The sequence below is a fragment of the Duganella caerulea genome (assembly GCF_040362985.1).
Taxonomy (GTDB): domain Bacteria; phylum Pseudomonadota; class Gammaproteobacteria; order Burkholderiales; family Burkholderiaceae_D; genus Rugamonas; species Rugamonas vulcania.
The window spans coordinates 850761-862873 of record NZ_BPWJ01000001.1 but is presented as its reverse complement, the minus strand read 5'-3'; the positions used below and the strand labels follow the sequence as shown (position 1 = coordinate 862873).

At 67.3% G+C, this 12113-nt stretch carries 11 protein-coding genes; 9 read left to right on the top strand and 2 right to left on the bottom strand.

The features are described from left to right. Positions 1-38: 38 nt before the first annotated feature. The 6 genes from ACUJB0_RS03660 to ACUJB0_RS03635 all read left to right on the top strand — a co-directional run bounded on the left by ACUJB0_RS03660 (position 39) and on the right by ACUJB0_RS03635 (position 5673). Positions 39-374 carry a UxaA family hydrolase gene (locus ACUJB0_RS03660; protein WP_444844044.1) on the top strand — a complete coding sequence of 112 codons (336 nt, stop codon included), beginning with the start codon at positions 39-41 and terminating at the stop codon, positions 372-374. Next, a complete protein-coding gene (locus ACUJB0_RS03655) occupies positions 374-1594 on the top strand; it encodes a UxaA family hydrolase (protein WP_444844043.1) in 1221 nt (406 codons plus the stop codon). Before ACUJB0_RS03660 ends, ACUJB0_RS03655 begins: the two co-directional genes overlap by 1 nt. A 1-nt stretch (position 1595) precedes the next feature. Further along, complete coding sequence (locus tag ACUJB0_RS03650; RefSeq protein ID WP_444844042.1) at positions 1596-2609, top strand: aldo/keto reductase; 1014 nt, start codon at positions 1596-1598, stop codon at positions 2607-2609. 37 nt (positions 2610-2646) lie between these two features. Beyond that, on the top strand, positions 2647-3513 hold the full coding sequence (locus tag ACUJB0_RS03645; RefSeq protein WP_444844041.1) for a fumarylacetoacetate hydrolase family protein: 867 nt from the start codon (positions 2647-2649) through the stop codon (positions 3511-3513). A gap of 100 nt (positions 3514-3613) precedes the next feature. After that, positions 3614-4921 (top strand): L-fucose:H+ symporter permease, encoded by a 1308-nt coding sequence (gene fucP / locus ACUJB0_RS03640; RefSeq protein ID WP_444844040.1) that lies wholly within the window; start codon positions 3614-3616, stop codon positions 4919-4921. Beyond that, positions 4909-5673 carry an SDR family NAD(P)-dependent oxidoreductase gene (locus ACUJB0_RS03635; protein ID WP_444844039.1) on the top strand — a complete coding sequence of 255 codons (765 nt, stop codon included), beginning with the start codon at positions 4909-4911 and terminating at the stop codon, positions 5671-5673. Before fucP ends, ACUJB0_RS03635 begins: the two co-directional genes overlap by 13 nt. 12 nt (positions 5674-5685) lie before the next feature. Here the strand turns inward: ACUJB0_RS03635 and ACUJB0_RS03630 are convergent, their stop codons facing one another. Further along, complete coding sequence (locus ACUJB0_RS03630) at positions 5686-6600, bottom strand: GntR family transcriptional regulator (protein WP_444844038.1); 915 nt, start codon at positions 6598-6600, stop codon at positions 5686-5688. Between the two features lie 64 nt (positions 6601-6664). Between ACUJB0_RS03630 and ACUJB0_RS03625 the strand changes: the two genes are divergently transcribed. After that, entirely contained in the window at positions 6665-6994 is a 330-nt protein-coding gene (locus ACUJB0_RS03625) for an L-rhamnose mutarotase (RefSeq protein ID WP_444844037.1), read from the top strand. Next, positions 6994-8937 carry a glycoside hydrolase family 127 protein gene (locus ACUJB0_RS03620; protein WP_444844036.1) on the top strand — a complete coding sequence of 648 codons (1944 nt, stop codon included), beginning with the start codon at positions 6994-6996 and terminating at the stop codon, positions 8935-8937. Before ACUJB0_RS03625 ends, ACUJB0_RS03620 begins: the two co-directional genes overlap by 1 nt. Positions 8938-8950: 13 nt before the next feature. On the opposite strand, the gene ACUJB0_RS03615 is transcribed toward ACUJB0_RS03620, so the two are convergent. Beyond that, positions 8951-10312 (bottom strand): alpha-L-fucosidase, encoded by a 1362-nt coding sequence (locus tag ACUJB0_RS03615; RefSeq protein ID WP_444844035.1) that lies wholly within the window; start codon positions 10310-10312, stop codon positions 8951-8953. A gap of 231 nt (positions 10313-10543) precedes the next feature. Between ACUJB0_RS03615 and ACUJB0_RS03610 the strand changes: the two genes are divergently transcribed. Further along, the gene (locus tag ACUJB0_RS03610; protein WP_444844034.1) at positions 10544-12112 is read left to right on the top strand and encodes a GH39 family glycosyl hydrolase; all 1569 of its coding nucleotides are present in this window, start codon (positions 10544-10546) and stop codon (positions 12110-12112) included. Position 12113 lies beyond the last annotated feature (1 nt).

The window sequence follows — 12113 nt, the reverse complement described above, 5'->3', positions numbered from 1 at the left end:
AGCGGTTGATGCCGATTTTTATGCGTAAGGAACCATCCATGTCCACACCCATCCCCCCATCGGCGCCGCGCCTGCTGCTGATGGCGCCCGAAGACAACTGCCTGATCGCCCGCGTGCCGCTGGTGGCCGGCGAGGCGCTGGAGATCGACGGCGCGGTCGCCGTGCTGGCCGAGGACATCCCGCTGGGCTACAAGGTGGCGCGCCGCGCGCTCAAGGCCGGCGACAAGGTGCTGCGCTACGGCGCCATCATCGGCACCGTCACGGCCGACGTGGCGCCCGGCGCCATGCTGCACACGCATAATCTCGTCAGCGACTACATCCCGACCTACACCCTGGCGTCGGACGCCCATTCCTTCATCGGGAGCACCCACTGATGTCCAACGCCTCTCTGCCAGCACTGTCGGGATACCTGCGCGCCGACGGCCGCAAGGGCATCCGCAACGTCGTCGTCGTCGCCTACACGGTCGAATGCGCGCACCACGTCGCGCGCCTGATCGTCAACGCCTTCCCCGGCCAGGAGGTGCATTTGATCGGCTTCCCCGGCTGCTATCCCAACGACTACGCCGACCGCATGATGAAGCGCCTGGCCACCCACCCGAACGTCGGCGCCGCGCTGATCGTCTCGCTGGGCTGCGAGAGCTTCAACCGGCGCGGCCTGGAAGAGGAGGTGGCAGCCAGCGGCCGGCCGGTGCACACCATCACCATCCAGCAGAACAGCGGCACCCGCACCAGCGTGGCCGACGGCGTGGAGTGGGTGCGCTGGGCGCGCGAGGCGCTCGACACGCAGCAGCGCGTGCCGATGCGGCTCGATGAACTGGTGGTGGCCACCATCTGCGGCGGCTCGGACAGCACCAGCGGCATCACCGCCAACCCGGCCGTGGGCGTGGCCTTCGACAAGCTGGTGGCGGCCGGCGCGGCCTGCATCTTCGAGGAGACGGGTGAACTGGTGGGCTGCGAGTTCCATATGAAGCGGCGCGCAGCCACGCCGGAGCTGGGCGAGGCCATCGTCGCCTGCGTGAACAAGGCGGCGCACTACTACACGGTGCTGGGCCACGGCAGCTTCGCGCCCGGGAACGCGGACGGCGGCCTGACCACGCAGGAGGAAAAATCGCTGGGCGCCTACGCCAAGAGCGGCGCCTCGCCAATCAGCGGCATCCTCAAGCCGGGCGACCAGCCGGAAACTGGCGGCCTGTATCTGCTGGACGTGGTGCCGGACGGCGAGGTGCGCTTTGGCTTCCCCAATATTTCGGACAACGCCGAAATCGTCGAGCTGATCGCCTGTGGCGCGCATGTCACGTTGTTCACCACGGGGCGCGGCTCGGTGGTAGGCTCGGCGATCTCGCCGGTAATCAAGGTGTGCGCCAACCCGGCCACCTACGAGCGCCTGTCCGAGGACATGGACGTGAACGCGGGGCGCATCCTGAGCGGCGACGCGACGCTGGAGCAGGTCGGCGCCGAGATCGTGCAGCTGGTGGCGCAGGTGGCCAACGGTGCGCAGAGCTGCTCGGAGGAGCTGGGGCACCAGGAGTTCATCCTCACGTATAAACAATTCGAAGCGTCCGGCCCCGGATGCTTCCCCTTGAAGGCGGCCTGACATGCAAGTCAACGACCCGCGCATCCTGCCGCGCCGCGGCATTGCGCTGAGCAGCCTGGGACTGGGCTGCGCCCAGCTGGGCGGCCTGTACGAGGCGGTCAGCGACGCCGAGGCGCGCGCCATCGTCGATGCCGCGTGGGATCTGGGCATCCGCTATTTCGACACCGCGCCATACTACGGCTACACGCTGTCCGAACACCGGCTGGGCGCCGCGCTGCGCGAGCGTCCGCGCGACAGCTTCGTGGTCAGCACCAAGGTCGGACGGCTGATGCGGCCCGACGCCGGCGTGCGGCCCGGCGAATCCGGCTGGGCACAGCCGCTGCCGCTGCGCCCGCACTTCGACTACAGCTACGACGGCGTGATGCGCTCGCACCAGGACAGCCTGCAGCGCCTCGGCATGGACCGCGTCGACATCCTGTATGTGCACGATATCGGCCGCGTCACCCACGGCGAGCGGCACGCGCATTATTGGCAGCAGCTGACGCAGGGCGGCGGCTTCCGCGCGCTGACGCAATTGCGAGACGAGGGCAGCGTGGGCGCCATCGGCTTGGGCGTCAACGAATGGGAAGTGGTGGCCGACGCCATCGACGCCTGCGATATCGACTGCGCGCTGCTGGCGGGCCGCTACACCTTGCTGGAACAGGCCGCGCTGGCGCCGTTGCTGGATCGCTGCGCGCAGCGCGGCATCGGCATCGTGATCGGCGGGCCATTTAATTCCGGCATTTTGGCCGGCACCCGCAAGTTCAATTACGAGGATGCTCCGGCCGACATCGTGGCCCGCGTCGAGGCCATCGCGGCGGTCTGCGCGCGCGCGGGCGTGCCGCTGCAGGCGGCGGCGCTGCAGTTCCCGATGGCGCATCCGGCTGTGGTCTCCTGCATCCCCGGCGCGCAAAACCCGGCGCAGCTGCGCCAGAACGCCGAGTGGTTCGCGCAGCCGCTGCCCGCCGCCTTGTGGCAGGTGCTGATCGAACAGGGCCTGGTCGACCGCAACGCGCCAACGCCATCGGGCGCATGAATTTTTTGAAGTGACGAGTGACGTATAAGGGAAATCAATGAAATTGTTACGCTTTGGCCCCAAGGGCAATGAAAAACCAGGCCTGATCGACGCGCAAGGCCAGTTGCGCGACCTGTCCGGCGTGCTGCCGGACCTGACCTCCGCCCACCTGGGCCGCGCCAGCCTGGATCGCATCGCCTCGATCGACGCCTCGCAGTTGCCGGCGGTCGCGGAGCCGGTGCGCTACGCGCCCATCGTGGCCGACATCGGCAAGCTGATTTGCGTGGGCCTGAACTATTCGGACCACGCGGCCGAATCGGGCATGGCGGTGCCGTCCGAGCCGGTGCTGTTCGCTAAGGCCACCAGCTCCATCATCGGCTGCAACGACCCGGTGGTGCTGCCGCGCGACTCCATCAAGAGCGACTGGGAAGTGGAACTGGGCGTGGTGATCGGCACCCGCGCGCGCTACGTCGAGGAGAGCGAGGCGCTGGACTACGTGGCCGGCTACTGCGTGGTCAACGACCTGTCCGAACGCGAGTACCAGCTCGAACGCGGCGGCCAGTGGGACAAAGGCAAGGGCTGCGACACCTTCGGCCCGGTGGGCCCGTGGCTGGTCACCGCCGACGAGGTGCGCGATCCGCAGAACCTCGACATGTGGCTGGACGTGAACGGCAAGCGCTATCAGACCGGCAGCACGCGCACCATGGTGTTCACGGTGGCGCAGCTGGTGAGCTACATCAGCCGCTTCATGACGCTCAATCCCGGTGATGTGATCAGCACCGGCACGCCGCCGGGCGTGGGCCTGGGCCAGAAGCCGGAGCCGGTCTACCTGCGCGCGGGCGACCGCATGGTGCTCGGCATCGAGGGACTGGGCCAGCAAAGCCAGACCGTGCATGCCTGGGACCCGGCGCTGATCGACGGCTAAGCCCAGCCAAGTTGTGGTAGTACCGCCGCGCCCAGACAGCGCGGCGGCTGAAGTGGATAGTAGAACACAAAGGCGCACAAGCGCCGCATACGGAGACTCCATGACACCAACCGCACCAGCAAGCGGGCAATCCTACCGGTTTGCCTTTGTGATGATCACCACGTTGTTCTTCATGTGGGGCTTCGTCCATAATCTCGACCCGATTCTGATTCCTCACCTGCGCAAGTCCTTCAGCCTGACCGTGCTGCAATCGGCGCTGGTGGATTCGGCGGTGTTCATCGCGTACTTCGTGATGGCGCTGCCGGCCGGCCTGTTGATCCGCAAGGCCGGCTACAAGAACGCCATGCTGACCGGCCTGGCGCTGTTCGCCACCGGCGCGCTGCTGTTCATCCCGGCCGCCGACACCCAGCGCTACGTGTTCTTCCTCGGCGCGCTGTTCATCATCGCCTGCGGACTGACCGTGCTGGAGACGGCGGCCAATCCTTACATCACGCTGCTGGGCCGTCCCGAGCACGCGACGCGGCGCCTCAACCTGGCGCAATCGTTCAACGGCCTGGCCGCCACGCTGGCGCCCATCGCCGGCGCCCGTGCCATCCTGGTGGGCGGCACCAGCGACGCCGAGCTGCAGACCATGTCCGACGGCGCGCGCCAAGCGGTGCTGGCGGCGGAGGCGGCCAGCGTCAAGGGCCCGTACCTGGTGATCGCGCTGGTGATCATGGCCATCGCGCTGGTGTTCTACTTCCTCAAGCTGCCGGCCACCACGGCCGCTGCTCACAACGCGCCCGCCAGCGGCACCATCCTGCGGGCGCTGCGCCGCGCGCCGATCCGGCGCGCAGTCATCGCCCAGTTCTTCTACGTCGGCGCCCAGGTGTGCGTGTTCAGCTTCTTCATCCTGTACGCGTCCAAGGCGGCCGGCATCTCGCAGATCAAGGCCGCGGACTACCTGGGCTGGGGTTGCGGCGCCGCCTTCGTGGTTGGCCGCTTCGCCGGCACCTGGCTGATGAAGTACATCGCCCCGGCGCGCCTGCTGCTGGTGTACGCGCTGGCCAGCGTGGCGCTGTCCGCGTTTGCGATGTTCGCCAGCGGAGCGGCCAGCCTGGCGGCGGTGATCGGCATCGCCTTCTTCATGTCCATCATGTTCCCCACCATTTTCTCGCTCGGCATCGGCAACGCCGGCGCCGACACCGAGATGGGCAGCAGCTTGATCATCATGTCCATCGTCGGCGGCGCGGTGCTGCCGCTGATGTTCGGCGCGATCAGCGACATCACGCATAACCTTCAATTCGGCTACGCCGCGCCCCTGCTGTGCTTCCTCGTGATCGCGTGGTTCGCGTGGGCGGCGCTGCGCGAGGCGCGGCAGCCAGCCGTCATCACCTCGACTGGGAGTATCGAAACATGTTTGAATTAACGGGTAAACGGGCGGTCGTCACCGGCGGCGGCAGCGGCATCGGCGCGGCCATCGCCACGCTGTTCGCGCGCAACGGCGCCGTGGTGCACATCCTCGACGTCAGCGAGGCCGCCGGCGCCGGCGTGGCGCACGCCATCCGCGAGGAGGGCGGCCAGGCGACGGCGCACGGCTGCGACGTCACGCGCCAGGCGCAGGTGCGGGCGCTGTTCGAGGAGATCGGCGCCATCGACATCCTGATCAACAACGCCGGCATCGCCCACGTCGGCAAGGCCGACACCACCGGCGAGGAGGACTTCGACCGCGTCATCAATGTCAACGTCAAGGGCGTCTACAACTGCCTGCACGCGGCCATCCCGCAGCTGCGCAAGAATGGCGGCGGGGTGATACTCAACATGGCGTCGGTGGCGGCGTGGGTGGCGGTGCCGGAGCGCTTCGCCTATTCAACCGCCAAGGGCGCGGTGATGGCGATGACGCTGTCGGTGGCCAAGGACTACCTGGCGGACGGCATACGCTGCAACTCGATCTCGCCGGGCCGCGTCCACACGCCGTTCGTCGACGGCTTCCTGGCCAAGAACTACCCCGGCCAGGAGGCGGAGATGTTCGAACGCCTGTCGAAGACGCAGCCGATCGGCCGCATGGCGCGCCCGGACGAGGTGGCGGCGCTGGCGCTGTACCTGTGCAGCGACGCGGCGTCCTTCATCACCGGCAGCGATTATCCGATCGACGGCGGCTTCATCACGCTCAACGCCTGATCCGGCGCGGTCTTAATGCGGGTGGGCGTGGCTCTCGCGGTGGTGCAGCGCGTTGAGCATGGTGGAGCGCGACGAGTGCAGGTGCTCGCGCATCGCCGCCATCGCCGCAGGCACGTCGCCCCGCACCAGCGGGCGCATGATGGCCAGGTGCTCCTGCACCGCGTGCTGGTTGCGCGGCAGCTCGTCGCGCTTGTCCCACTGGTAGTGGTAGTGATAGACCATCGACACCGCCTCGTTCAGGTTCTCCGCGAAGCGGTTGTCCAGGAGGCCGATCAGGAAAGTGTGGAACTCGCGGTCGAGCGCGGGGAATTCGACGTGGCTCTCGGCCGATTCCTTGCCCAGCGCTTCGTGGCGCTCCAGCAGTTCGCGCAGGCGGGCGAAGGCCGGGTCGTCCGGCGGCAAGGCGGCGAAGCGTTCGATGGCCTTCAGCTCGAACATCTCGCGCACCTCGCCCAGTTCCTCGGCGAACTTGGTGTCGAAGGCGCACAGGCGCCAGCTGCCGCGCGGGGTTTTCTCGATCAAGCCGTTGCGCGAGAAGCCGATCAGGAACTCGCGCACGGCGATGGTGCTGACGCCGGCCGCGCGCGACAGCTCGACCTCGGTGAACTCGGCGCCGGGCGGCAGGTCGCGCTCGTAGATGCGCTCCATCAGCACCTGCTGCAGCTGTTCGGTGGCGCTGTGCAGTTCGGCCACGTCGAAGTAGTCGCTGGGCTTGGGCTTGCGCAGCAGGTAGCGCTGCTTCATGCCGGCGATCAGGCCATGTTCGACCAGGTGGGCCAATGCGCTGCGCACCGCAGTGCGGCTGCTCTCGACGATCTCGGTCATCCGCATTTCGGTCGGCAGGGCGTCGCCCACCTTCAGGTGCTGGGCGGCGTGATCGAGCAGCAGGTTGATGCTGCGCCGGGTGGTGATGGGAAGCTTGGCCATGGTGGCGGCGAACAAAGTAAAAGTGGCATTTTACCTTTTTATCCAATCAAATAAAGGAGAAGTGATGGAACGCATGGGCATGGTGATCGGAATCGTCCCCGAAAAGATCGACGAATACAAGGCCCTGCACGCGGCGGTGTGGCCGCAGGTGCTGGCCACGCTGGCCGCGGCGAACGTGCGCAACTACTCGATTTTCCTGCGCGAGCCGGAGAATCTGCTGTTCGGCTACTGGGAATACCACGGCAGCGACTTCGACGCCGACATGCGCGCCGTGGCGGAAGATCCGGAGACTCAGCGCTGGTGGACCTTCTGCGGCCCGTGCCAGCGCCCCTTGGCAAGCCGCGCGGAAGGCGAGCATTGGGCCATGATGCAACCAGTGTTTCACGTCGACTGATGAATACACTCTCAACCATCCTGCGGCGCCGTCAGCGGGCGGCGCGCATGAACGCGGGCCGGCGCGACCTGCTGCGCGTGCTGGCCTCGGCGCCGTTGCTGGCCAGTCCTCTGCTGGCCACGGCCGGCGAGGCTGGCGCGCGGCCGGTGCGGCCGGTGCGGCCGTTCGCGCTGCGGGACGTCGTGCTGTTGCCCGGTCCCTTCAAGACGGCGCAGGACCTGAACGGCCGCTACCTGCTGTCGCTGAATCCCGACCGCTTGCTGCACAACTTCCGCGCCAACGCAGGCCTGGTTCCGGCCGCGCCGGTCTACGGCGGCTGGGAATCGCAGGAACTATGTCCGGGCCATACGCTGGGCCACTATCTGAGTGCCTGTTCGATGATGGCCGGCGCCACCGGCGACGCGGCGTTTGCCGCGCGCGTGCAGCACGTGGTGCTGGAACTGCAGGCTTGCCAGAAGGCGGCGGGGCGCGGCCTGGTGTGCGGCTTCCCCGACGGCGACGCGCAGCCGCGCAACGCGCTCGCGGGGCGGCCCGTGACCGGCGTGCCGTGGTACACGATGCACAAGATCATGGCAGGGCTGCGCGACGCCCATCTGCACGCGGCGCAGCCGCAGGCCGTGGCCGTGCTGTCCGGGATCGCCGACTGGATCGGCGAGACCTCGCGCGATTGCGACGACGCCGGCTTCCAGCGCATGCTGAACCTGGAGCACGGCGGCATGAGCGAAGTCCTCGCCGACCTTTACCGGTTGACGGGGGAGCGGCGCTACCTGGCGCTGGCCGAACGTTTCAGCCATCGCGCCGTGCTGGCGCCACTGGCCGAGGGCCGTGACGTGCTGGATGGGGAACACGCCAACACGACGATTCCCAAGGTGATCGGCTTCATGCGCCTGCACGACGTGACCGGCGCCGCGCCATACCGCCAGGCGGCGCAGTATTTTTGGCGGACGGTGGCCGAGCGCCGCTCGTTCGCGACCGGCGGCCATGGCGACGACGAGCACTTCTTCCCGCCGGCGCAGGTCCGCGCGCACCTGTCGTCGGCCAAGACCATGGAGACATGCGGCACCTACAATATGCTGCGGCTGACGCGGGCGCTGTTCTGCGCGCAGCCCTCGGCGTCACTGGCCGACTTCCACGAGCGGGCCATGTTCAACGGCATCCTTGGCTCCCAGGACCCCGACACCGGGATGGTCACGTATTTTCAGCCGACCAGGCCGGGCTTCCCCAAGCTGTACTGCACGCCCGAGCATTCGTTCTGGTGCTGCACCGGAACGGGGATGGAGAACCACGCCAAATACGGCGATTCGATTTACTTCCACGATGATGATGTATTGGTCGTCAGCCTGTTCATCGCGTCCGAGCTGCATTGGCGCGAACAGCGTGCGCGTATCAGGCAGACCACCGCGTTCCCGGAACGCGGGGCGACGCGGCTGACGGTGCATGTCGAGCAGCCGGCCACTTTCTCGCTGCGCCTGCGCCATCCCGGCTGGTGCCGCCATCTGGTGGCGCGGGTCAACGGGGAGAATGTGTTGGAGAGCGTGGAGCCGGGGCGCTATCTGGACTTGCGGCGCCTCTGGCGCCCCGGCGACGTGGTCGATATCGAGCTGCCCATGCATCTGCACCTGCTGCCGCTGCCGGGCGCGGACGATCTTGTCGCGGTGATGTACGGGCCGGTGGTGCTGGCGGCGCGTCTGGGCAGCGACGGCATGCGCGCGGGCGACGACATGGTCGCGGCCAACGTGGCCTACGTCAAGGTGCTCGACCGCCCGGTAGATGTGCCGGCGCTGACGCTTGGCGCCAACGGCGTGGAGGACGCGATCCGGCGTCAACCCGGCCCCGCGCTGTCGTTCCGGCAGCAGGCGCCGGCCGGTTCGGCGGGGCTTGAGCTGATCCCGTTCCACCGGATCGCGCACGAACGCTATAGCCTTTATTGGCGGCGCGCCTGATCCGGCGCCGCCGTTACGGCGCCAGCGACGGCACGGCGGCCGCCATCTCAAGCCGGATCACGGTGTCGACCGGGTCGCGCTGATCCGCCGGCACTTCGACCGACACGCCAGCGGCGGTCTGCTCGAACCGCACCTTGCGGCCGTCCATGCGGGTGGCCGAGACGATGCGCTGCGCCAGCGGCGGCAGGTTCAGGCGCTGCTGTGGCCACGCCAGCACGTGCAGGTAGACGTCGCGGCCTTTGACGGTTGAACCGTACACGCCATCCACCGGCTGATACGGGCCGGGACGCGTGTCCTGCAGGCTGGCGCCGTTGCGGCTCATCCAGGCGCCCAGCGCACGCAGGGTCGCCACCTGGTCGACGGGAATGTCGCCGTCCGGGTCGGGGCTCATGTTGGCGAGCACATTGCCGTTGCGGGTGACCGCGTCCACGATCAGCCGGATCGCGCGTTCCGGCGCCATCGCGCCGCCGCCCGGCGTGTAGCCCCATGCGCGGAACGACAGCGAGAAGGTCTTCTCCCAAGGCTTGGCGCGCACCGGGCCGGTGATCGGCGCGTCGCCTTCCTCGGTGTCGAAGTCCCCCTGCCAGCCGGAGCGCGGATTGATCACCACCTTGGGCTGGTAGCCACGCACCATCTTGTTAAGAATCTGCGGCTGCCAGAACCAGGCCGCGTCGGCATCCGTGCCCTGGTGCGCCAGCCAGCCGCCGTCGTACCACAGGATATCGACCTGGCCGTAATTGGACATCAGCTCACGCACCTGGCCATAACCCTGCTGCTTCATTAGCGCCGCGTTGTCGGCCAGCTCGCGTGGTGCGAAATAGCCGGGGAAGCGCCAGTCCATCGGCGAATAATAGATGCCGACCTTGAGGCCCTGCGCCCGCGCCGCGCGCGTATAGCCGGCGATGAAATCCGTATGCGCCGCCGCGTGCATGGAGTCGTAGTTGCCGTAGCTGGATGGGCTGTCGAACATCGCGAAGCCGTCGTGATGGCGCGCCGTCATCACCATGTAGCGCGCGCCCGCGTCCTTGGCCAGCGCGGCCCAGCCCTCCGGACGGAAGTGCGCCGGGTGGAAGTCCTTGGCCAGCTTCGCGTACTCGGCCGCCGGCACCTTGTCGTTGTACATATGCCATTCGCCCTTGCCGGGCAGCGCGTACAGGCCCCAGTGGATGAAGATGCCGAGCTTGGCGTCGCGCCACCAGGCCATGTCCTGCGCGGACAGGCGCAGCTCCGGCGCCAGCGTGCCGGAGTCGGCCAGCGACTTGGCGGCCGAGCGTTGCTCGTCGGTGAGCCCGGCCTGGGCGTATGCGGGCTGGGGCGGATGGGCCGCCATGCAGGAGGCGAGGGCGGCCAGCAACTGCAGGTATTTGCGTTTCATATTTTCCCGATCAAGAATAAGGCTCAGTTTAGCCGTTCATTCTGTCCTTGCCGTCGGGCCGCCGCAATTGCAAAAAATATCAACGTCGCCAACAAAATTGCCGGGCGCCGGCCGGAATTACGCAAATCACCAACCGGCCTAATGAAATGTACTAACGGTTACTTCTCCTATGTCGGATACGCAGTGCAGGTGCTAGCATCCCGGCAATAATCAGACTAGGAGATCGTCTCAATGCAGCACTTCCGCCCCATTTGCCTGGCAGCCATCGCCTCGATTTGCCTTCCGCTGTCGGCCAACGCCGGCCAGCCCGCGCCGCGCCGCATCGTGGTCGACGCCGCCCAGGCGCTCAAGCCGCTCGACCGCTTCTACGACCTGTCGGTGGGCTCCGACTATCCCGGCACGCTGCAGCGTGACGACAGCATGGCGCAGCTGCAAACCACGGTCGACGAACTGGGCTTCCGCTACCTGCGCTTCCACGCCATCTTCCACGACGTGCTGGGCACGGTGCGTATCGAGGACGGCAAGACCGTCTACGACTGGACCAAGCTGGACCAGCTGTACGACAAGATGCTGGCGCGTCACATCAAGCCCTTCGTCGAACTGGGCTTCACGCCGCAGGCCATGGCGACTTCGCAGAACAAGATCTTCTACTGGCAGGGCAACACCTCCCATCCCGACCCGGCCAAATGGAAGGACCTGATCGCGGCCTTCGTGCGCCACATCGAGCAGCGCTACGGCCAGGAGGAAGTGCGCAGCTGGTTCTTCGAAGTGTGGAACGAGCCCAACCTGGACGGCTTCTGGGAAGGCGCCGACCAGAAGGCGTATTTCGAGCTGTACGACCTGACCGCCAACACCATCAAGTCCATCGACCCGGCGCTGCGCGTGGGCGGCCCGTCCACCGCCGGCGCCGCGTGGGTGCCGGAATTCCTCGACCACGTGGCCAAGAGCGGCGCCGCGGTCGATTTCGTCACCACCCACACCTACGGCGTGGACGGCGGCTTCCTCGACGAGAAAGGCGAGGGCGACACCAAGCTGTCGCCGGCGCCGGATGCCATCGTTGGCGACGTGCGGCGCGTGCGCGACCAGATCTCGGCGTCGAAGTTCCCCAACCTGCCGCTGTACTTCACCGAGTGGAGCACCAGCTACACGCCGCGCGACCTGGTGCACGATTCCTACATCAGCTCGAGCTACATCCTCAGCAAGCTCAAGGCCAGCAAGGGCCTGGTGCAGGGCATGAGCTACTGGACCTACACCGATCTGTTCGAAGAGCCGGGTCCGCCAACCAAGCCGTTCGAGGGCGGCTTCGGCTTGCTCAATCCGCAGGGCATCCGCAAGCCCGCGTATTTCGCCTACAAGTACCTGCACGCGCTGAGCGGCAACGAGATCCCGGTCGCCGACGCGCAGGTGATGGCCTCCTCGGACGGCCGCAAGGTGACGGCCGTGGTGTGGGACTTCCAGCAGCCGGAACAGAAGGTCAGCAACCGGCCGTTCTATGGCCGCCTGGTGCCGTCGTCGCCATCGGCCCCATTGGCCGTGCGCATCGATCACGTCAAGGCCGGCAAGTACCGCCTGCAGGTACACCGCAGCGGCTTCCGCGCCAACGACGCCTACTCGGCCTACATCGAGATGGGCGCGCCGAAGACGCTGACGCCGGCCCAAGTCGAGCAGCTGCACGCGCTCACCCGCGACCTGCCCGAGACCGACCGCGTGGTCAAGGTCGGCAAGAGCGGCGCCGTCGACGTCAAACTGCCGATGCGCAGCAACGACGTGGCCCTGGTGACGCTGACGCGGGAGGATTGAG

Excerpts from the sequence above, each read along its gene's own strand:
- ACUJB0_RS03660 (WP_444844044.1), top strand. The coding sequence starts at position 39 with ATGTCCACACCCATCCCCCCATCGGCGCCGCGCCTGCTGCTGATGGCG.
- ACUJB0_RS03655 (WP_444844043.1), top strand. The coding sequence starts at position 374 with ATGTCCAACGCCTCTCTGCCAGCACTGTCGGGATACCTGCGCGCCGAC.
- ACUJB0_RS03650 (WP_444844042.1), top strand. The coding sequence starts at position 1,596 with ATGCAAGTCAACGACCCGCGCATCCTGCCGCGCCGCGGCATTGCGCTG.
- ACUJB0_RS03645 (WP_444844041.1), top strand. The coding sequence starts at position 2,647 with ATGAAATTGTTACGCTTTGGCCCCAAGGGCAATGAAAAACCAGGCCTG.
- fucP (WP_444844040.1), top strand. The coding sequence starts at position 3,614 with ATGACACCAACCGCACCAGCAAGCGGGCAATCCTACCGGTTTGCCTTT.
- ACUJB0_RS03635 (WP_444844039.1), top strand. The coding sequence starts at position 4,909 with ATGTTTGAATTAACGGGTAAACGGGCGGTCGTCACCGGCGGCGGCAGC.
- ACUJB0_RS03630 (WP_444844038.1), bottom strand. The coding sequence starts at position 6,600 with ATGGCCAAGCTTCCCATCACCACCCGGCGCAGCATCAACCTGCTGCTC.
- ACUJB0_RS03625 (WP_444844037.1), top strand. The coding sequence starts at position 6,665 with ATGGAACGCATGGGCATGGTGATCGGAATCGTCCCCGAAAAGATCGAC.
- ACUJB0_RS03620 (WP_444844036.1), top strand. The coding sequence starts at position 6,994 with ATGAATACACTCTCAACCATCCTGCGGCGCCGTCAGCGGGCGGCGCGC.
- ACUJB0_RS03615 (WP_444844035.1), bottom strand. The coding sequence starts at position 10,312 with ATGAAACGCAAATACCTGCAGTTGCTGGCCGCCCTCGCCTCCTGCATG.
- ACUJB0_RS03610 (WP_444844034.1), top strand. The coding sequence starts at position 10,544 with ATGCAGCACTTCCGCCCCATTTGCCTGGCAGCCATCGCCTCGATTTGC.